The 18,795-nt window shown below is 64.5% G+C and carries 19 protein-coding genes; 7 read left to right on the top strand and 12 right to left on the bottom strand.

Annotated elements, in window-relative coordinates; genetic code table 11:
• Positions 1–13 precede the first annotated feature (13 nt).
• A complete protein-coding gene (locus ACWAT4_RS01270; protein WP_212301857.1) occupies positions 14–691 on the top strand; it encodes an LON peptidase substrate-binding domain-containing protein in 678 nt (225 codons plus the stop codon).
• An 11-nt stretch (positions 692–702) separates the two neighbouring features.
• On the opposite strand, the gene ACWAT4_RS01265 is transcribed toward ACWAT4_RS01270, so the two are convergent.
• From ACWAT4_RS01265 to ACWAT4_RS01240, 6 genes are all read right to left on the bottom strand, one after another.
• Entirely contained in the window at positions 703–3,216 is a 2,514-nt protein-coding gene (locus ACWAT4_RS01265) for an EAL domain-containing protein (protein ID WP_449729626.1), read from the bottom strand.
• A gap of 208 nt (positions 3,217–3,424) precedes the next feature.
• Complete coding sequence (locus ACWAT4_RS01260) at positions 3,425–4,003, bottom strand: cytochrome b/b6 domain-containing protein (RefSeq protein ID WP_212301859.1); 579 nt, start codon at positions 4,001–4,003, stop codon at positions 3,425–3,427.
• Between the two features lie 20 nt (positions 4,004–4,023).
• On the bottom strand, positions 4,024–4,302 hold the full coding sequence (locus ACWAT4_RS01255; RefSeq protein WP_187435015.1) for a PepSY domain-containing protein: 279 nt from the start codon (positions 4,300–4,302) through the stop codon (positions 4,024–4,026).
• A 203-nt stretch (positions 4,303–4,505) separates the two neighbouring features.
• Positions 4,506–5,318, bottom strand: coding sequence for an SDR family oxidoreductase (locus ACWAT4_RS01250; protein ID WP_212301860.1), 813 nt, complete (start codon positions 5,316–5,318; stop codon positions 4,506–4,508).
• The gene (locus ACWAT4_RS01245; protein ID WP_212301861.1) at positions 5,309–6,118 is read right to left on the bottom strand and encodes a crotonase/enoyl-CoA hydratase family protein; all 810 of its coding nucleotides are present in this window, start codon (positions 6,116–6,118) and stop codon (positions 5,309–5,311) included. Before ACWAT4_RS01245 ends, ACWAT4_RS01250 begins: the two co-directional genes overlap by 10 nt.
• 31 nt (positions 6,119–6,149) lie before the next feature.
• Positions 6,150–6,500: a hypothetical protein gene (locus ACWAT4_RS01240; RefSeq protein WP_212301862.1), complete on the bottom strand. Its 351-nt coding sequence runs from the start codon at positions 6,498–6,500 to the stop codon at positions 6,150–6,152.
• Positions 6,501–6,590: 90 nt separating this feature from the next.
• On the opposite strand from ACWAT4_RS01240, the gene ACWAT4_RS01235 reads away from it, so the two are divergent.
• Together ACWAT4_RS01235 and ACWAT4_RS01230 are read left to right on the top strand one after the other, a co-directional pair.
• Positions 6,591–7,121, top strand: a complete 531-nt coding sequence (locus ACWAT4_RS01235) for a TetR/AcrR family transcriptional regulator (protein WP_212301863.1) — start codon at positions 6,591–6,593, stop codon at positions 7,119–7,121.
• Between the two features lie 70 nt (positions 7,122–7,191).
• A complete protein-coding gene (locus tag ACWAT4_RS01230) occupies positions 7,192–7,389 on the top strand; it encodes a Trm112 family protein (RefSeq protein WP_028174977.1) in 198 nt (65 codons plus the stop codon).
• A 205-nt stretch (positions 7,390–7,594) separates the two neighbouring features.
• Here ACWAT4_RS01230 and ACWAT4_RS01225 read toward each other — a convergent pair whose 3' ends face one another.
• Positions 7,595–8,815: a ubiquinone biosynthesis hydroxylase gene (locus ACWAT4_RS01225; protein ID WP_212424157.1), complete on the bottom strand. Its 1,221-nt coding sequence runs from the start codon at positions 8,813–8,815 to the stop codon at positions 7,595–7,597.
• A 218-nt stretch (positions 8,816–9,033) separates the two neighbouring features.
• On the opposite strand from ACWAT4_RS01225, the gene tesB reads away from it, so the two are divergent.
• Positions 9,034–9,897, top strand: a complete 864-nt coding sequence (tesB, locus tag ACWAT4_RS01220; protein ID WP_212301865.1) for an acyl-CoA thioesterase II — start codon at positions 9,034–9,036, stop codon at positions 9,895–9,897.
• Positions 9,898–9,951: 54 nt separating this feature from the next.
• Here the strand turns inward: tesB and ACWAT4_RS01215 are convergent, their stop codons facing one another.
• The 4 genes from ACWAT4_RS01215 to ACWAT4_RS01200 are packed head-to-tail and all read right to left on the bottom strand — an operon-like array spanning position 9,952 to position 14,932.
• Complete coding sequence (locus tag ACWAT4_RS01215) at positions 9,952–10,914, bottom strand: Bug family tripartite tricarboxylate transporter substrate binding protein (protein WP_212424158.1); 963 nt, start codon at positions 10,912–10,914, stop codon at positions 9,952–9,954.
• 50 nt (positions 10,915–10,964) lie between these two features.
• Positions 10,965–12,188, bottom strand: coding sequence for a CaiB/BaiF CoA transferase family protein (locus ACWAT4_RS01210; protein WP_449729625.1), 1,224 nt, complete (start codon positions 12,186–12,188; stop codon positions 10,965–10,967).
• A 24-nt stretch (positions 12,189–12,212) separates the two neighbouring features.
• A complete protein-coding gene (locus tag ACWAT4_RS01205) occupies positions 12,213–13,352 on the bottom strand; it encodes an FAS1-like dehydratase domain-containing protein (protein WP_449729624.1) in 1,140 nt (379 codons plus the stop codon).
• A 17-nt stretch (positions 13,353–13,369) separates the two neighbouring features.
• Positions 13,370–14,932, bottom strand: a complete 1,563-nt coding sequence (locus tag ACWAT4_RS01200; RefSeq protein ID WP_449729623.1) for an acyl-CoA synthetase — start codon at positions 14,930–14,932, stop codon at positions 13,370–13,372.
• A 185-nt stretch (positions 14,933–15,117) separates the two neighbouring features.
• On the opposite strand from ACWAT4_RS01200, the gene ACWAT4_RS01195 reads away from it, so the two are divergent.
• Complete coding sequence (locus ACWAT4_RS01195) at positions 15,118–15,894, top strand: IclR family transcriptional regulator (protein ID WP_212301870.1); 777 nt, start codon at positions 15,118–15,120, stop codon at positions 15,892–15,894.
• A 28-nt stretch (positions 15,895–15,922) separates the two neighbouring features.
• Here the strand turns inward: ACWAT4_RS01195 and ACWAT4_RS01190 are convergent, their stop codons facing one another.
• On the bottom strand, positions 15,923–16,822 hold the full coding sequence (locus ACWAT4_RS01190; RefSeq protein WP_212301871.1) for a DUF4339 domain-containing protein: 900 nt from the start codon (positions 16,820–16,822) through the stop codon (positions 15,923–15,925).
• A gap of 245 nt (positions 16,823–17,067) precedes the next feature.
• On the opposite strand from ACWAT4_RS01190, the gene ACWAT4_RS01185 reads away from it, so the two are divergent.
• Positions 17,068–17,406 carry a P-II family nitrogen regulator gene (locus ACWAT4_RS01185; RefSeq protein ID WP_008142802.1) on the top strand — a complete coding sequence of 113 codons (339 nt, stop codon included), beginning with the start codon at positions 17,068–17,070 and terminating at the stop codon, positions 17,404–17,406.
• Between the two features lie 71 nt (positions 17,407–17,477).
• Entirely contained in the window at positions 17,478–18,779 is a 1,302-nt protein-coding gene (locus ACWAT4_RS01180) for an ammonium transporter (RefSeq protein ID WP_449729622.1), read from the top strand.
• Positions 18,780–18,795 lie beyond the last annotated feature (16 nt).

Raw genomic sequence — 18,795 nt, 5'->3', positions numbered from 1 at the left:
CCGCGGGGACCAGATGCCGATCAACATCGAATATCGCGGGCCCGCCGACCTCCCGGAGATCATTCCGGTGTTTCCGCTGCCGGGCGCGCTGCTGTTGCCGCGCGGCCAGATGCCGCTCAACATCTTCGAGCCGCGCTATCTGGCGATGGTCGACGATTGCTTCCGCGACGGTCATCGCCTGATCGGCATGATCCAGCCTGACGTGGCGCACTCGCCGAAGAATTCCGACAAGCCGGTGCTGTTCCGCGTCGGCTGCGTCGGCCGCATCACCCAGCTCGCCGAGTCCGGCGACGGCCGCTACATCCTCGAGCTCACCGGAGTTGCGCGCTTCAGGGTGGTCGAGGAGCTCGAGGTGCTGACGGCCTACCGGCAGTGCAAGGTCGATTTCTTCGCCTTCATGGATGATTTCACCGCGCGCATGGGCGAAGACCAGGTCAACCGCGAGGCGCTGCTGGTGGCGCTGGCGGATTTCCTGAAGGCCAACAATCTCAAGGTCGACTGGGAGGGCGTCGAGAGCGCGCCCAACGAGGCGCTCGTCAACGCGTTGGCGATGATGTCGCCCTATGGCCCGGCCGAGAAGCAGGCGATGCTGGAAGCGCCTGATCTGAAGACCCGCGCCGAGATCCTGATCGCGGTGACCGAGATGGACCTCGCCAAGAAACGCACCTCGGGCGATCCGCCGTTGCAGTAGGAGTGCGAGGTTCAGGCCGCGCGGACGGCTACCTTGTCACCTCGCTTGGCACTTCGCCTCAGCAATTTCGCGATGCCGGATGCAGGCATCGGCCGGGCGAAATAGTAGCCCTGCGTTTCGGCACAACCCTCCTCACGGAGGATATCGAGCTGCTCCTTCGTTTCGACGCCTTCGGCGGTCGTCGCCTTGCCGAGGCTGACCGCGAAACGAACGACCGCTCGCGCGAGATGATGCGCGTCCGAGCTTGCGCTGGACAGTTCGTTGACGAAGCTGCGGTCGATCTTGATTTTGTCGAATGGGAATCTCTGCAGAATGCTCAGCGATGAATAGCCGGTCCCGAAATCGTCGAGCGCGATCCGCACTCCGAGCTCGCGCAGTTGACCCAGTGCGGCGAATACGGCTTCGCTGTCGTGCATGATCACCGTCTCGGTGACCTCGAGCTCGAGCCTATGCGGTGCGACGCCCGAACTCGCCAGTGCGCTGACGATGACAGCGACAAGCTCCTTGCTCCTGAATTGGGCGGGAGACAGGTTGATCGCAATCCCGAGATGGGCAGGCCATTTGGCGGCTTCGCTACATGCGGTCCTCAAGACCCATTCTCCGAGAGGCACGATCAACCCGGTCTCTTCAGCAAGCGGAATGAATTCGCCGGGCATGACCAGGCCTCGCTCCGGATGATGCCAACGTAGCAGGGATTCGAAGCCGCGGATCTCGCCGGTCGCGGTGTTGACCAATGGTTGGTAATGGAGCTCGAAGTCACAGCTGGAAATTGCATCCCGCATGTCGCGCTCCATGTTGCGCCGCGCATGCATGAGTTCGTCGAGCTCCGGCTCGAAGAAACGGAAGGCGCCGCGTCCACCACTCTTGGCAGAGTAGAGCGCGAGATCCGCGCTCTTCATGAGCACGTCGGAATCCTCGCCATCGCGCGGCGCGATGGCGATGCCGATGCTGGTGCCCACCGTGACCCGGTGATCGCCGAGATCGAAGGGTTCGCAAAGCGCCTTTCTGATGTTCTCGGCGAGGGTGGCAGCCTCCACGGCCGGGTTGGTGACGTAGTCGATCACGGCGAACTCGTCGCCGCCAAGCCGGGCGATCAACGCGGTCTCCGTAGTGCAATCGCGCAAACGCGCGGCGACGGCGCGCAACAGGGCATCGCCCGCCGGGTGTCCCAGCGTGTCGTTGACTTCCTTGAAGCGATCGAGATCGAGCATAAGCACCGCCAGATTGAGGCCGCCATTGCGTGTGATCGCAATGGCATGCTCGATCCGCTCTTTGAGCAGCACGCGGTTCGGCAAATCGGTCAGCGCATCGTGTTGCGCCATATGGGCAATCTTGGCCTCCGACCTGCGCTGCTCGGTAACATCGAGATGCGTGGCCACCCACCCGCCGCCGGCCATTGGCTGTCGCGTCACGCAGATCAACCGCCCATCCGCGAACTCGTCGATTCTGCTCGAGACTGCATCGAACGGCAGCGCGGCCAATTTCGAGAGGAATTGCGCGGCGGCGCCCTCGCTGGTGTCGCTCTTGAGGACGCCGGTCACGACGCGATGCCTGATGATGTCGGCGTGCGAGGTCCCCGTTTTCAGCAGCTCCGGCGGCAATCGATAGAGGCGGGCATAACGCTCATTGCAGACGACAAGCCGCTTCTCCGCATCGAACATGCACAACGCCTCGACCATATTGTTGATGGCCGTATCCAGCCTGAGCTTCTGATCCTGGATTTCCTGTTGCGAATCTTCCACCTGTTGCCTGGCGCGCGAAAGTTCGCTGATGATTTCCTCGAATCTCCTGGTTTTGGTCGCAAGGCGACGATCCGCCAGGACGCCGACGAAGCTCATCCCGAGAACCGACAGGGCCACACCCGCAATTGCAGCGGCAAGGAAGCCCGGCGAAAGCGACAATGTATCGTTTTCCAGCGTCGGATCTGGAACGATCTGCACGGCTCCCATGGCCGTGAAATGATGCGACACGATGGCGAGCGTCAGCAGCAGCGCCGCGGCGAAGGTCCCCCGCTTGTCCGTGCGCGCCATGGCGACCGCGAGCGCCGCATAGCCGAGGACCATGCCGAGGCCGATCGAGACGAGCACCAGCCCCGGCGACCAGGTGACATGACCCGGCACTTCGAGGGCCCACATGCCGATATAGTGCATGCTTGCGATGCCGACGCCGATGATGCCGCCACCGGCAGCCGCACGCCAGCGGCCGGAATTGTTGACGGCAACGCCGAAGCCGCCTGACGTCAGGATCATCGCCGCGGCGAGCGACAGCGCTGTCAGAACGAGGCCGTAACCGATCGAGACGCCGGGCTCGTAGGCGAGCATTGCGACAAAATGCGTTGCCCAGATTCCGTAGCCGATGGCGGCACCGGCGATCGCGATCCAGATCAGCCGCGTCCGGGCGCGCGACACGACCGCGCGATGGAAGATGCTGACGGCAACGATGCTTGCAGCGAAGCAAACCAAGCCAGCGAGCACAACGAGCCGCCAATCGTGCTCGGCCGTCAGGCAGGAAAAAACGCGGAACATGCAATATCGCTCCCTCGTCAATCCTATGGAGAATTGATCCGACCGCACTTGCTCCGCGTTAATTTTCTGCAACGCCCAGTTGCATGCCTACCGCGCGGTAAACGTTGCTCGGCAAATGACGCCAATTGGCAGTAGTTGTACGGGTAAGAAGGGCGCGAATCCCGTGACACTGCGCGGATCAGCGAGCCCGCGGCTTCGATCCTCCAACTCAATGGCGGCGAATGCGCTTACGTCCGGTGATCATGGCGCGGATCAGGTTTTCGCGCTGAAGCATGCCCATCCCCACCACGCCCGCGACATGCAGCACGACCAGGACGATGACGGCGTCCGATGCGTAAGCGTGGGTGTCCTCGATCCACCAGACGCCGAAGAAGGTGACGGTCACCGACAGCGCGCCCGTGATTGCCGAGACGGCGAGCGACAACAGCAGCGCCACCAGCATCAAGGTGCCGGCGGGATTGAGCCCGATATAGCGGCCGGTGATGCCGCGGCGCAGATTCCAGAGATAGAGCGGCGCGGCGCGAAGCCTGACGCCGATCATGCGAAAGCGCGAATAGCGGCTGCCCCAAATTCCCCAGACCAGGCGAAAGATCAAAAGCCCGATGACCGCATAGCCGACGATGCGGTGAAGCCTGTCGTAGACGGTAGGCGTGAACCACGCGGCCAGGACGCATGCCGCGAGCGCCCAGTGCCAGATTCGCAGCGGAAGGTCCCAGACCGCGACCGTCCGATCTGCGGGGGTCCGATCGGACACCCCGCGCGCGTCTTGCACCGCTTTGTCGATCAAGCCGGAGCTGTCCTCAAAAACTACTTGGCGATCGTGTGCTTCAGGCTGAGATCTTCCGGGCTGTAGAACAGCTCGTAGAGCTTGCCTTCCTTGACGCCATAGACCTCATAGCACGAGCCTTCGATCTTGGAACGCCGCACTTCATAGCCCGCTGCCTTGGCCTTGGCTTCAGCATCGCCCGCCGGCTTCCACGACGCCTTGTCGAGCTTGGTGCAATTCTTGAAACCGTCGGCCATTGCCGCCGACCCCATGCCAATCCCGACCGTCAGTGCGATGGCAAGAACACGAATGACTCTCACGAATGTCTCCTCCTCTGTCGTGTGCGCGAAGCGCGCCCGAAGGAAGCAAAGGAGGAGGTGAAGTCAACCGGGTTGGGGTCAGTGCAGCGTTAGATATATTCTAATCGTCGCCAAAACATCAGCGCGCTCCGCATGCAACGCGGGCTTGGCAGCTTGCTGCGGCCTTAAGCCTCACGGGAGGATTCGGGACCTGACGAAAGGCGTCAGGCCGCATGGCGCGTGCCGGGATAACGGCGTTGCAGCCAATCTGCCCAGGCAACCCGCCCCCGCACACCCCGACTGACGACAAAGCCCATTCCACGCGCTTTCGTCTCGGACATGGATATCGGCAGGATTTTTCGATGCAATCCTCGCGCATCCCGATACCGGCCGGCAAGCGTAGCGACACTGACGTCTTCGGGACCGCCAATCTCCGCGCGGACGCCGCGTGTCCCATCGAAGGCGCAGGCGACGACGTGATCGGCGACGTCCGTCGTGTCGACGGGATTGAATGGCGTGGTCGGCATCGGCCACACCGGAAGCCAGGCTATTCCTGCGAGCATCTTGTCGAGCAGATAGTAGAACGGCATCGCGCGAACGACAGACCAGGACAGCGCGGAGCTGCGAACCAAGCGCTCACCGGCGAGCTTGACTCTGGCATAAGGCAGCGTGGCATCGTCGAGCCCGACGATCGACACGTGCAGGAAGTGCTGGACCGACTGCTCCCGGCACAAGGACAACAATCGCTCCGTTCCCTCGACATCCACGGCGGAAGGAGACTTGAAGAAATCGACGGGCCGAACACCTCCTCGCCGCGCGATTGGCGAATAGGTCGCCGCGTTGATGACGGTGTCGACATCGCGCAACGCGTCCCGCAACCCAGCGCCCGTGGCGAGATCGCCAACGGCCCAATCGACGTCGGGCCGTACGCCTTTCGAGCGGGCAAACAGGCGGACGCGATGCCCGTTGCGGACGAGGCGATCGACGATATCCCGGCCGAGATGGCCGGTACCGCCGGTAACGAGTGTCAACGCCATGCCTGGCTCCATCGCGGTGCGCGATTCTCGAGATTGCTCCTGACCGCTTCGATGTGATTGGCGGCGCCGAGCAGCGCGGCTTGCTCGGCCGTCTCGGCGGCGAGACCGGTGGCGACATCCGAGGTCGCGGCGAGATTGAGAAGACGCTTGGCGGCGCGGACGGCATCCGGGCTGCGGCTTGCGATCTCGTGCGCGACTTTCGACGCCGCAGCCAGCGGATCGTCGGCGAGGCTTGTCGCGAAACCATAGGCCAGTGCGTCGTCGGCCGAAAACACGCGGCCGGTATAGGTGAGCTCGCGCACGACATCCTCGCGCGCAAGGTGGCGCATCAATTGCGTGCCCGCCATATCGGGCACCAGTCCCCATTTGGCTTCGATGACGGCGAGCCGTGTCGCCGGCGCCAGATAACGAAGGTCCGCGCCGAGCGCCAGCTGGAGACCACCGCCGAAGGCGACGCCGTGGACCGCGGCAATGACGGGGACGGGAAGCTCGCGCCAAAGCCAGACCAGATGCTGCGCATAGTTTGCCATGCCGTGGCTTCGGCGCGTCAGGTCGACTGACGGAATCAGCGGATCGCCCCGCGTCGTCGCCATAAGCCGGTCCAGATCGAGGCCCGCGCAGAATGCCCGGCCTTCGCCGGAGAGAATGACGGCGCGGACATCCTTGCGCGCGCCAAGCTGCGTGCCGGCTCCGATAAGTGCCTCGAACATCGCGGGGTCGAGTGCGTTCATCCTGTCCGGACGATTGAGCCGGACATGGGCCACGCCGTCGGCAACGGTCAGTCGAACACGATCTTCCATGACACCGCTCCGCTTGATTGCGCGGTCGTCCTCAGTAGCCGGCCGCCGCCATCACCACGACCACGCTGAGCGCCATCCAGCCAAAATGCCGGCCACGCGTCGCCCATGCGTTGGCGCAGGCGGAGAAGCCGAACACGCAGACCATGGTGATGACGATCCAGTGGCGCGCCGACACCGAGCCCATCCAGGGCGTCGCGACCAGCAGCACGCCGCAGCCGATCCAGGCCACGGTCGAGGCCTGCCAGACCACGCGGATCAGGGTGCGGAGCCGTTCCGGCTCGATGGTGGCGCGGGCAAAGACCTTGGTCTCGCCGAGAATGCCATGGATCAGCGCCACGATGATGGCCCCGACGCCGGCGCACTGGAGCAAGAGATCACGCATCAAGGCCTCCATACATCTGTGTATGGTGAGATAGGCGCTGGCCAGCCGCCTGTCAATACACTAGTGTATGGTCGGATTTCGGAACCCGACATGACCGAACAGCTCTCCGCCGACGACTGGATCAAACAGGGCCTCAAGGCGCTCACCAGAAGCGGCTTCACCGCGCTGAAGGCCGATCCATTGGCAAAGGCGATGGGCGTCTCCCGCGGCAGCTTTTACTGGCATTTCGCCGATCTCGGTGCGTTCCACGCGGCCGTGCTGAAACGCTGGCGCGAGATCGCGGCCGAAGAGATCATCGCCGGTGTCGAGGCCGAGGGCGGCGAACCGCTGAAGGCGCTGCTACGCAGGACCTTTGGAGCCCGGCTCGATCTGGAGCGCGCGGTGCGCAACTGGGCGGCGTTCGATCCGGCCGCGCAGGCGGCCGTCCGCGCCATCGATCGCCGCAGGCTCGATTATATCGAAACGCTGCTGGAACGACGCGGATTCTCCGCGACAAGCGCGCAGGCGCGCGCCCAGATCCTGTACTGGACGTTCCTCGGCTTCGCACTCTCAGGCGCGCCGGTGCCGGCGGCGCGCCTTAAGGGCCTGCTCGACGAGATCCAGCGAATGATTTCCGCCTAAATCACCCTGGCCGCCGCAATGGGCGAGCTTGATTTTCTGTGCTACAGGCAGCCGATCGCCGGAGACCATGATGAACGCGCCCACCGAACGCCCCGAAACCAGCGTCGATCCAAAATTGCTGGAGATCCTGGTCTGCCCGCTGACCAAGGGCCCGCTGGAATTCGATTCCACCAAGCAGGAGCTGATCTCGCGCAGCGCCAAGCTCGCCTATCCGATCCGCGACGGCATTCCGATCATGCTGCCGGAAGAGGCGCGGAAGATCGATTGAGGGTCGGTGTGGCGTAACGGCGGCGCCACATTCTCGGTGTCATCCCCGCGAAGGCGGGATCCATAACCACAGGGAGTGGTTTTGGGGCACGCTGAAAACTCCGAGTCTTCGTAACACTGTCGCTGCGGCGTATGGGTCCCGGATCGGCGCGCGCTAAGGCGCGCTTGTCCGGGACGACGAGCGGAGTTTGCAGCGGCGCCTTTTCCTACAGCGCCTCGCCCTTCAGCAGCCGCGGGATCTCGCCAGTCAAACCCGCCGCCTGGCGGATGAAGAGGTTCTTCAACGGCGGGGTGCGGTCGACGATGCCGAGGCCGATATCGCGCACCGTGCGCAGCAGCGTCGACTGGTTCGAGAACAGGAAATTCAGCGAGTTGGTGGCAACGCCCATCGCCATGGTGTCGAAGCGGCGCCAGCGCTGGTAGCGCTCGAGCACGTCGGCCCCGCCGAGATCCATGCCGAGCCGCGCGGCATCGACCACGACTTCCGCCAATGCGGCAACATCCTTCAGACCCATGTTGAGGCCTTGCCCCGCGATTGGGTGAATGACATGGGCGGAATCGCCGACCAGCGCGAGGCGCTCGGCGACGAAGGAGCGCGCCACGAAATACGACAGCGGAAACGCGCGCGGCTTGTCGAGCGCCTTCACCTCGCCGAGATGCAGGCCGAAGCGCTGTTCCAGCTCGCCGTGAAACTCCTCGTCGCTGAGCGCAATGATGCGCGCGGCCTCCGCGCGGCGCTCGGTCCACACCAGCGAGGAGCGCTTTCCCGAGAGCGGCAGGATCGCGAACGGCCCCGCGGGCAAGAAGTGCTCTTCGGCACGGCCCTCGTGATCGCGCTCGTGGCCGACGGTGACGACGATGCCGGACTGATCATATTCCCAGCCGTGAGTGGCGATGCCGGCGCGCTCGCGCAGCTTTGACTTCGCACCGTCAGCTGCGACCAACAGGCTCGCAGCGATGACGCTGCCATCGCCGAGCGTCACGTCGATCCCCTCGGCGCGCGCGTCGTAAGACGACACGGTGGTGGCGCGCAGATCGATGCCTTCAGCTTCAGCGCGGACGACCAGCGCATCGATCAGGCGGCGGTTCTCGACCATATGCGCAAAGGGCTCACCGGGTGCGACGTCACCGGCGAAATTCAAAAACGTCGGACGGGTGGCGTCCTCGAGCTTGGAATCGGTGACGACCATGTCGAGGATCGGCTGCGCCTCGGCGCGGACATCGTCCCAGGCACCGAGCGCCTCGAACAGGCGGCGGCAGGCCGCAACGATCGCGGTTGCGCGGGGATCGCGGCTCGGCCGTGTGGCCAGCGCGGGGTCGGCGACGATGACGGGAATCTCGGGACCGAGCCCCTGACGCAGCGCCAGCGCGAGCGCCAGGCCCGCAAACGCGCCGCCGCCAATGACAATGTGACCCTGTACGGACATACCCAGACTTTCCTGCCAAAATTCCCGGCCAATTCACGGGTCTTGCTAGCAGACTTGAGGTGGGCGAAACAGTGCGGTGAAACAAGGGCGGAACGGCCCAACTGTGTCATTCCGGGGCGCGACCAAGTCGCAAGCCCGGAATCCAGAGGTTATCAGCTCGAGATTCCGGGCTCGCACTGCGTGCGCCCCGGAATGACAAGGCACCAGAAAGCACCATCATGTCCAAAAGCCTGTTCGACCTCATTTCGATCCTCGACCTCGAACAGCTCGAGGTGAACCTGTTCCGGGGCAACAGCCCGAAGACGGACTGGCAGCGGGTGTTCGGGGGCCAGGTGATCGGGCAGGCGATGGTCGCGGCCTGCCGGACCGTCGAGGGCCGGCTGCCGCATTCGCTGCATTGCTATTTCATCCTGCCGGGCGACCCGCAGGTTCCGATCATCTACCAGGTCGAGCGCCTGCGCGACGGCAAGAGCTATTCGACCCGCCGCGTCACCGCGATCCAGCACGGCAATGCGATCTTCTCGATCATGGTCTCGTTCCACACCGGGGAGGAAAGCGCCTTCGATCACCAGGACAAGATGCCTGACGTGCCTCCGCCGGAGAAGCTGACCGCGGAGGAGGTGGCGAAGCAGCCGATCTTCAAGGAAATGCCGGAGTTCATCCGCCGCTACTATGAGATGGATCGTCCGATCGAATTGCGTCCCGTCGAGATCGGCCGCTATTTCGGTCAGAAGGTCGACGATGGCCGCATCCATATCTGGATTCGCACGGCCGCAAAGCTGCCCGATGATCCCGCGCTGCATCTCTGCGCGCTCGCTTATGCGTCGGACTTCTCGCTGCTCGACGCGATCATGGCGCGCTACGGCCGCACGCTGTTCGACAAGCGCATGATGCCCGCAAGCCTCGATCATGCGATGTGGTTTCACCGCCCGTTCCGTGCCGACGAATGGCTGCTCTACGCCCAGGATTCGCCAAACGCGCGCGACGGCCGCGGCCTGTCGCGCGGCCTGATCTTCAAGCCCGACGGCACGCTGGTGGCGTCCGTTGCGCAGGAAGGCTCGGTGCGCGAGCGCAAGGCCTGATCCCGGGACGCCGGTTCTCGGACGATCATGCTCAAGCAGAGAGCCTCAGCGGCGTCAGCCGCCCTGCAGGCCCGTCGCCTTGATCACCGGCCCCCATTTGAGCCGCTCGCGCGTCTCGAATTTGGCGAGGTCCGCCGGCGTTCCGCCGGCCGGATCGAGTCCCAGCTCGTGCAACCGCTTCTTGGTCTCGGGCAGTGCCAGCGCCTTGGCGAACTCGCCGTTCAGAAGCTCGATAATGGCCTGTGGCGTGCCGCGCGGGGCGTAGAAGGCATTCCATCCGGCCATTTCGAAATCAGGCACGCCCTGCTCGGCGACAGGCTTCACGCCGGGCAGAAGCTCGCTCGGCTTCAGCACGGTGATGCCGAGCGCTTTCAGCTTGCCGTCGTCGATCTGGGTGCGCACCGCAGTGACCGTATCGATGATCAGCGGCACCTGCCCGCCGAGCACGTCTGTCATCGCCGTCGCCGATCCCTTATAGGGAACGCCGAACATCGGCGCGCCCGTCACCTCCTTGAGAAACTCGAAGATGACACGCGCCGTCGTGCTCGGCAGCGCGATGTCGATCCTGTCAGGCTTCGCCCTGGCGGCGGCGATCAGATCGACCACATTGTTTCCGGCGAAAGACGGACTGGCCGTGATCACCAGCGGCAGCTTGCCGACCAGGATGATCGGGGCAAAATCCTTGTCCGGCGCGAAACCCATCGCGGGATACATGAACTCGTTCATGGTCTGGGTGGCGTTGGTGCCCATCAACAGGGTGTAGCCGTCGGGCTCCGAATGCGCGGCCTGCTCGGCACCGATATTGCCGCCCGCCCCGGGCTTGTTCTCGACATAGAAGCGTTGGCCCAGCGTGCGCGACAGCTGGTCGGCCAGGTATCTGGCGACGACGTCCGTGCCCTGGCCCGCCTGATAGGGAACGATGATCTTGACGGGTCTCGTCGGATAGGTTTGCGCAAGGCTCGCGCAACTCCATAGCAGGGCCAGCAATCCCACGGCCCATCTCGCGGATTTCAGCATGCTTGTTTCCTCTCGTTCTCGTTATTTTGATTGTTGTCGTGGTCGTCTTCTTATCGTTGCGTGGGGTCCTTCCGTTGCAGCGTGACGATGCCTGCATCGATCAGACGGTCGATCGTCGTGTCGTCGAGGCCGGCCTCGGCCAGAATTTCGCGGGCATGCTCGCCGAAGCGCGGCGGGCGGCGGCCGGTGTTGCCGGGCGTCTCTGCGAGCTTCACGGGAATGCCGGGCGCGCGATGACCTTCGCTTTCGACCAGCATGTCGCGGTGGGCGGCATGGGCCTGTGCGAATGCCTGCGGCACGGTGTTGACGGCGCCTGCGGGAACGCCGGCCTGCATCAGGTCGCGGCAAAGCGCGTCCGACTTGAAGCCCGCCAATGTCCGCTCCAGTTCGGTACGAAGCGCGGCGACGTGGCGAAGCCGATCGGCGTTGGTCCGGAAGCGCGGATCATCCAGCAGGTCGCCGCGTCCCACCTTCTGGCAGAAGCGGCGGAACTGGCCGTCATTGAGGATGCCGAGAAAAATCTCGCCGTCGGCTGCCGTGAACTTGTCGTAAGGCGCGATGTTCGGATGGGCGCTGCCGAGCCGGCCGGGCACGTTGCCCGAGCAGATCCAGTTCGCGGCGTGCGGCACCAAGAGGCCGAGCGCGGTGTCGAACAGCGTCGCCTCGACGCGCTGCCCTCGCCCGCTCCGTTCGCGCGCCGCAAGCGCCAGCAAGACGCCGGAGAGCGCATTGTAGCCGGTGACATAGTCGACGATGGGGACGCCGACGCGCGTGGCGCCTGAATCGTGCGATCCGTTGATGCTCATCAGGCCGCACATGGCCTGCAGCACCGCGTCATAGCCGGGCAGTCCGCCGAGCGGTCCGTCGGCGCCAAAGCCGGAGATGGCGCAGTAGATCAGGCGCGGGAAGCGCGCAGACAGATGGGTCTCGTAGCCGAGCCCCCAGCGCTCCATCGTGCCGGGCAGGAAATTCTCCACCAGCACGTCGGCGCCCTCCAGCAGGGCTTCGAGCACCGCGCGCCCTTCGGCGCGCGACAGGTCGAGCGCCATGCCGCGCTTGCCGCGATTGACGGCGCCGAAATACGCCGCCTGTCCCGCCGCATCGAAGGGCGGCCCGAGGCCGCGCGTCTCATCCCCCGATGGCGGCTCGATCTTGACGACGTCGGCGCCATGATCGGCCAGCATCTGCGTGCATAGCGGCCCCGCCAGCACGCGCGAGAGATCGACGACCTTGAGGCCGGTGACCGCGCCGCGCGTGAGATCAGGTGCGGGCATGCTCGTTCGCCCTGTTGGTTGCTGTCAGCTGCGGCTCGGCAGCTCCACGATGCCGGTGCCGAGAACGGAGACTTCGTTGTCCTGGTTGTGGGCTTCCTGCTCGATCTCGACGAGATGACGCCCGCCCTCGACGAATTTGCGTTTCACCTTGCCCTTGATGAACAGGATGTCGCCCTCGGGATTATGCCGGCGGATCTTGCAGCTGGCGCGCCGCAGGAAACCGTCATCACCCATCCAGTTGGTGAGGTGATGCGTGAGCCAGGAGCAGCGCTCCGGACCGTAATCATAGGCGCCGGGCGCACCGACCTCGAGCGCGAATTCCTCTTCCCAATGTACGCGTTCGGGACAGTCGGGGATGCCAAAACGATTCGGGATGCCGAGGCCGCGATGAGCGTCCTGCAGCTTCCAGGCGAGCTTGTTGGCGCGAATGTAGAGACCGCCCCATCCTTGCGCATAGGCGATGAAGCCGGTGACCGTCATCGGTCCCTTCAGCATCACCGGCAGCGCCTCGCCCTCGGTGACGTCCTGCCAGTAGCGCTTGCGCGAACCCTGAATGCGCTCCTCGGCATAGTGCTTGTAGGCCGCCGCCAGCTCTTCCTCGCTGTAGCGGCGCGGCGCGCGGGCCTTGACCTCCCGGTACTTGGTGCCCTGGTCGCGCGCATGGTCGCGCTCGGTGCGGAAGCACCAGCTATCGGCTTCGGCGACGAGGTCGCCCTGCTGGTTGAAGAAGTCGACGTGGTAGGTCTGCTGGATGGCGCGGCCGGCGAAGCGGGTCTGGTGCTCGACGAGGTCCTTCAGCTTGGCTTCGGTCGAGATGACGTCGTTGCGCCTCACGGCCTTGTGCCAGGTCCAGTCCGCGCCCGACCACATGGCGTGGACTCCCGGCATCCCGCCGACATAGCCGGACACGATACGGCTGGTCGAGAACAGGAAGCTCGGCAGGGCGACGATGCCGCCATAATTGGTCTTGGCCGCGTATTCGGGATCGCACCACAAGGGATTGTCGTCGCCGATGCCGTGCGCGTAGTGACGAATATTGTCGCGCGTCGCCTCGTAGCACCAGGGCTCCGCGGTCACGCCGATGGCGACGCCGATGCGCTTGCGCAGATCGTCGAGACCCTCTTCGGTGATCTTCGGAAACCGGGTTTCGGCCTTGTCCAGCATGTGACGTTTCCTCTCTTCTAATTCGTCGCTTCGGATTGTCTTGCGGCCTGCTCGCGGTCTCGCAGGATCTTGCGATTGACCTTGCCGGCCGGCGTCTTCGGCAGCTCCGTGACGAAGCTGACGAGACGCGGATATTCGTGATGGCTGAGACGCTGGCGCACGACGTCCTGGATCTCGTGCTCGAAGGACTCATCGCCCGGCCGGTCGGTGACCACAAAGGCCTTCACGACCTGGCCGCGGAGCGGATCGGGGACGCCGATGGCCGCTGCCTCGCGCACCTCCGGATGCTTCAGGATCGCATCCTCGATCTCGACCGCGCTCATGGTCCAGCCGGCGGAGATGATGACGTCGTCGGCCCGGCCGCCGTGATAGAAGTAGCCGTCCTCGTCGATGCGCCCGAGATCCTTGGTCGCGATCCATGCGCCGCGGCGCCAGACTTTCAGCTCGCCGGTCACACCCGTCGCACAGGGCCGGCCCTCGGCATCCTGCACCTCGACGCGTCCGCCGGGGATCGGCTTGCCCAGCGAGCCCGGCTTGACGGCGAAATCGCGCGCGCCGGGATAGCTCACCAGGATCACACCGATCTCGGTGGTGCCGTACATGCTGCAGACCTGATGACCGAAAGTGTCGCTGATGAAGGCTGCGGTCTCGCTGTCGATCGGCTCGCCGGTGAACGACATTTTCTCCAGCACGTAGCGGTAGCGTGGCGCGGCGCCGGAATTCCGCATCATGCGGTAATGCGTGGCAGCTGCCGAGATATTGGTGAACCGATGCTGCTCGAGCGCAGCCAGCAGCCGCTCCGGATTGAACTTGCCGGCATAGGCGCCGATGGTGATGCCGAGGGCCAGCGGCGCCAGCGTGCCGTGCCAGAGCCCGTGCCCCCAGGCCGGCGACGACGGGCAGATGAAGCGATCGCCCGGGCGCAGGCCGGTGCCGTACAGCGCCGCCACCATCAGCGTGACGATGGCGCGATGCGTGTGCTTGACGGCTTCGGGCAATTCGCGCGTGGTGCCGGACGTATATTGAAACAGCGCCATCGCATCGGCCGCCGTATCCGGCGTGAAGTGCGGCGCGAAGCGTTGCAGGTCGTTGAGGAAGGCATCGTCGGCAACCACGACCTCGGTGCCGATCCCCGCGAGAAGCCGCGCCTTCTCCGCGTTCGTCACGATCAGCCGCGGCTTGCAATCGTCGACGCGCAGCTTGACGCCGTCGGGTCCGAACAGCGTGAACAGCGGCACCGCGATGGCGCCGGCCTTCATGGTGCCGAACAGCGCCACGTAGAAGGCGCGCGAGGGTTCGAGCATGATCGCGACGCGATCACCGGCCTTGATCCCGCGGCTCACCAGATCATGCGCGAAGCGCGAGGACGCGTCCGCAAGCTCGGCGAAGCTCAGCACCTCGTCCGGCCCATCCGCACGGACGACGATCACGGCCGGGTTGGAGCGACCGGCGTGCCGGTCGATGCACTCATGCGCGATGTTCAGCTGCGCGCGATTGCCGTCGAACAACTCCCAGAGCTTCTCCGGGGAGAAGATCGTCTGTGCGGCGGCGTAGCTCGTGTAGTCGGTCAGCTTGGTCATGACCGGCAAGATACCGACGACGCGCTAATTGTCAAATAGCACATATAATTGTATATATACAATCAGCGGTGAAGCATCGCCGGCCTCTTCCGCATGCGCCGCGGCGGAGGAGATGAAGGCGGCATTCGCTCCATCGCGACGAGATGCTGTTGTTGCACCCGGGCCGCTGTTGTACCGATACGATCATGCCGAATGCCAAATCACCCCGTGTCCGCGCCGTACCTGCGGTCACGCGCGCCGTCGCTATCCTCCGCCTGCTCAGCCGCAGCCCTACGCCGCAGAGTCTCAAGACGATCGCGGAGACACTCGAGCTGGTGCCGAGCACCGCATTGCACATCGTGCGCGCGCTGCTGGCGGAGGATCTTGTGCAGGTCGATCCGCAGACCAAACGCTACAGTCTCGGCGTCGGCATGCTGCCGCTGGCGCGCGCCGTGCTCGAGAATGCGGATTTTCCCAGCCTGATGCGGCCGAAGCTCGAGGAGATTTCAGCTCGCTACGGTGTCACGGCGATCGGCGTCGAGGTGCCGGACCTCGACAGCATGATCGTCGTCGCGCTGGCGCGCAGCCAGGCGCCGGTGCGGCTTCATGTCGACATCGGAAGCCGCTTTCCAGCGTTGATCAGTGCGACGGGCCGTTGCGTCGCCGCCTTCAGCGGCCAGCCGGAAAAGGAGATCGAGAAACGTTTTCGTCTTCTGCGCTGGCACAACGCGCCGAGCTTCGAGTCCTGGCGCAAGGAAGTCGATCAGGTGCGCAAGCAGGGTTTCAGCATCGATCGCGGCAATTACATTGCCGGCGTGACGATCGTCGCCGTTCCGGTCCTGAACGCGAAGGGAACGATCTCACACACGGTCGCAGCCGTCGGCCTCGGCAGCCAGCTGGACCGCGCAACCTCGCTGTCACTTGCGCGCGACATGCGCGCGATCGCCGAGACGATCGCGCCGCAACTGACAATGCACGCGTAGCGCCGTTCTGACGCGACGCCGGCGGAGGTTACATGCCCGCCGTCGAACCGCGCGGCGTGAGCTCGGTCTGCGATGCGAACCAGTTCATGATCCAGCGATACACCCACGGAATCGGGATGATGAAGCTGCTCAGGATCGCCGCCACGATGCCGCGCCAGAGAATCCCGAGCCCGGTCCCCCTGAAGACGATCTCCCGACGCGTGCCCTGGATGTTGCGATAGGTCCAGCGCAGTTGGGCCGCGGCGACCCAGGCCCATCCGATGATGGTGATCATGGAGATCGCGAACAACAGGTTCCAACCGATATAGCCCAAGACCGAGCCGGTGAAGCTGAGGCCGACCGGCTGCCCATTCGAGGCGATGTTCGCGATCATCCATTTGAGCAGCATCCAGTAGAAGACGATCTGGACGATGTAGAATGCGGTGCTCAAGATCTGGCTGCCGATGTAGCCGATCACAATTGCCAGAACGATGAAGCCGAAGAACCAGGGCACGATCGTCATGGCATTGCCGGTGAAGGACAGGTTCGGTCTTCCCGGAACCTTCACGCAGGACACGATCCATTGCGTGTACCAGACGAACAGCCACGGAATCGGGATGATGAAACACGAGCCGATCACCAACGCGAGCGTGCGCCACGCGAAGTCGACGATGCCGAAATCAACCGACAGCGATCCGCCGGCAGTGCTGCCGCCACCCGTGTAGCTACCGCCACCCATCATCGGCGGACCACCAGCCGGAATGATCGGGGGCGCCCCGCTGCCGCCGATCAGCCCGGGAATCTCGGCGGCCTTCTGCCAACCGGCCATGCCCTCGGTCCACACCAGCGTATCGGGGCGAACCACGCCCTGGGCGACGAGATCGCGGAATTGTCCTTCCGGAAAGGGCCCCTGCTGCTTGCCCTCGGATGCGTAGAACCAACTCGCCATGAAGCGTCCCCCAAAATACTTATGTACCGCTCGGCAGCCGCGGGTTCACCGCATCCATGCCGAAAATGCATTGTGAAGGATGAACGGTTGCCCTGTACAGAGGCGGCCGTTCACACGACCGTCCTTGGCCAAACGTTTTTCCGCTTCAATGTGCAAGTTTTTTGTGCCATTTGCCCGGAAAGATGCCAGATTGACGCAGCGCCGGGGACATGCGGCGCGGCGCATCCCGGGGAATAGGCCTGACCATGAAACTCGTCGTCGCGATCATCAAACCCTTCAAGCTCGATGAGGTCCGTCAGGCCCTGACGGCGATCGGCGTCCACGGCATGACGGTGACCGAGGTGAAGGGCTATGGCCGCCAGAAGGGTCACACCGAGATCTATCGCGGCGCGGAATATGTCGTGAATTTCCTGCCGAAGCTGCGAATCGAGATCGCGGTCGCCTCCGACGTCGCCGACAAGGCGGTCGCCGTGATCACCGCGACCGCCCGCACCGGGCAAATCGGCGACGGCAAGATCTTCGTCACGCCGATCGACCATGCGCTGCGCATTCGCACCGGCGAAACCGACAGCGACGCGCTCTAAGCACACCTATTCGATCGCACCGGCAACGACGCCATGCGTGCGACGCCATTACTATGCCGGGGGGAAATGACATGGCGGGATTGTTGCGCCGCGTGGCCGCTATGGCTGCGCCGATGGGATTTGTGTCGCTCATGGCCGCACCGGCGCATGCCGCGACCTCCGAGATCAACACCGCCGACACCGCCTGGATGATCGTCGCCACTGCGCTGGTGCTGATGATGACGATCCCCGGGCTCGCGCTGTTCTATTCCGGCATGGTGCGCAAGAAGAACGTGCTCGCGACCATGGCGCAGAGCCTTGCCGCGGTGACGTTGATCTCGATCCTCTGGGTCGCATTCGGCTATTCGCTGTGCTTCGTCGGTGACGGCCCATGGATCGGTTCGCTCGACCGCTGGTTCCTCGCCGGCATGACCATGGACAGCGTCAATCCGGCGGCGAAGACGATCCCGGAAGCGTTGTTCATGCTGTACCAGATGACGTTCGCCATCATCACGGTGGCGCTGGTCGCGGGCTCCGTCGCTGACCGCATGCGGTTCTCCGCTTATCTGCTGTTCTCGGTCGCCTGGTTCATCTTCGTCTACATTCCGCTGGCGCATTGGGTGTGGGGTGGCGGCTTCCTCAACAGCATGGGCCTGCTGGATTTCGCCGGCGGCCTCGTCGTGCATCTGTCGGCCGGCACCGGCGGCCTCGTCGCTGCGAAGGTGATGGGACGCCGTCATGGCTACGGCACCGAAAATCTGTCGCCGTTCGATCTGTCGCTTGCGGTGATGGGCACCGGCCTGTTGTGGGTCGGCTGGTTCGGCTTCAACGGCGGCTCGGCCGGTGCCGCCAATTCGCGCGCGGTGTTGGCAATCATCGCGACGCACCTTGCGGCCTGCTCGGGCGCACTGACCTGGGGCGCGATCGAATGGTCGACGCGGCGCAAGCCCTCCGTGCTCGGCATGATCTCGGGCGCCGTGGCCGGCCTCGGCACCATCACGCCGGCCTCGGGCTTCGTCGCGCCGTGGCACGGCATCGTCATCGGCATCGCTGCAGGCGTCATTTGCTACTGGGCCTGCACCTGGCTGAAGCACCGCTTCAACTATGACGACTCGCTCGACGTGTTCGGCGTCCACGGCATCGGCGGGCTGACCGGCACGCTGCTCGCCGGCGTGTTCGCGACCAGCGCGATCGGCGGCACCGCGGGCCTGATCGAAGGCCATCCGCAGCAGCTCCTGATCCAGCTCTACGGCGTCGCCGTCACCTTCGTCTGGTCCGCGGGCGTAAGCTTTGTCCTGCTCAAGCTGGTCGGCCTGTTCGTGCCCTTGCGGGTCTCGCGTGAGCACGAGCTCGAAGGGCTCGACATCTCGCAGCATGGCGAGGCGCTTCAGTAATCGGGGCCTGAATTCG

The sequence above is a fragment of the Bradyrhizobium sp. T-1 genome (assembly GCF_053592855.1).
This window is presented reverse-complemented; position numbering and strand designations above follow the sequence as displayed.

Excerpts from the sequence above, each read along its gene's own strand:
- ACWAT4_RS01180 (WP_449729622.1), top strand. The coding sequence starts at position 17,478 with ATGGCGGGATTGTTGCGCCGCGTGGCCGCTATGGCTGCGCCGATGGGA.
- ACWAT4_RS01270 (WP_212301857.1), top strand. The coding sequence starts at position 14 with ATGCCGATCAACATCGAATATCGCGGGCCCGCCGACCTCCCGGAGATC.
- ACWAT4_RS01200 (WP_449729623.1), bottom strand. The coding sequence starts at position 14,932 with ATGACCAAGCTGACCGACTACACGAGCTACGCCGCCGCACAGACGATC.
- ACWAT4_RS01240 (WP_212301862.1), bottom strand. The coding sequence starts at position 6,500 with ATGCGTGATCTCTTGCTCCAGTGCGCCGGCGTCGGGGCCATCATCGTG.
- ACWAT4_RS01190 (WP_212301871.1), bottom strand. The coding sequence starts at position 16,822 with ATGGCGAGTTGGTTCTACGCATCCGAGGGCAAGCAGCAGGGGCCCTTT.
- ACWAT4_RS01210 (WP_449729625.1), bottom strand. The coding sequence starts at position 12,188 with ATGCCCGCACCTGATCTCACGCGCGGCGCGGTCACCGGCCTCAAGGTC.
- ACWAT4_RS01235 (WP_212301863.1), top strand. The coding sequence starts at position 6,591 with ATGACCGAACAGCTCTCCGCCGACGACTGGATCAAACAGGGCCTCAAG.
- ACWAT4_RS01225 (WP_212424157.1), bottom strand. The coding sequence starts at position 8,815 with ATGTCCGTACAGGGTCACATTGTCATTGGCGGCGGCGCGTTTGCGGGC.
- ACWAT4_RS01250 (WP_212301860.1), bottom strand. The coding sequence starts at position 5,318 with ATGGCGTTGACACTCGTTACCGGCGGTACCGGCCATCTCGGCCGGGAT.
- ACWAT4_RS01230 (WP_028174977.1), top strand. The coding sequence starts at position 7,192 with ATGAACGCGCCCACCGAACGCCCCGAAACCAGCGTCGATCCAAAATTG.
- tesB (WP_212301865.1), top strand. The coding sequence starts at position 9,034 with ATGTCCAAAAGCCTGTTCGACCTCATTTCGATCCTCGACCTCGAACAG.
- ACWAT4_RS01205 (WP_449729624.1), bottom strand. The coding sequence starts at position 13,352 with ATGCTGGACAAGGCCGAAACCCGGTTTCCGAAGATCACCGAAGAGGGT.
- ACWAT4_RS01215 (WP_212424158.1), bottom strand. The coding sequence starts at position 10,914 with ATGCTGAAATCCGCGAGATGGGCCGTGGGATTGCTGGCCCTGCTATGG.
- ACWAT4_RS01185 (WP_008142802.1), top strand. The coding sequence starts at position 17,068 with ATGAAACTCGTCGTCGCGATCATCAAACCCTTCAAGCTCGATGAGGTC.
- ACWAT4_RS01245 (WP_212301861.1), bottom strand. The coding sequence starts at position 6,118 with ATGGAAGATCGTGTTCGACTGACCGTTGCCGACGGCGTGGCCCATGTC.
- ACWAT4_RS01195 (WP_212301870.1), top strand. The coding sequence starts at position 15,118 with ATGCCGAATGCCAAATCACCCCGTGTCCGCGCCGTACCTGCGGTCACG.
- ACWAT4_RS01265 (WP_449729626.1), bottom strand. The coding sequence starts at position 3,216 with ATGTTCCGCGTTTTTTCCTGCCTGACGGCCGAGCACGATTGGCGGCTC.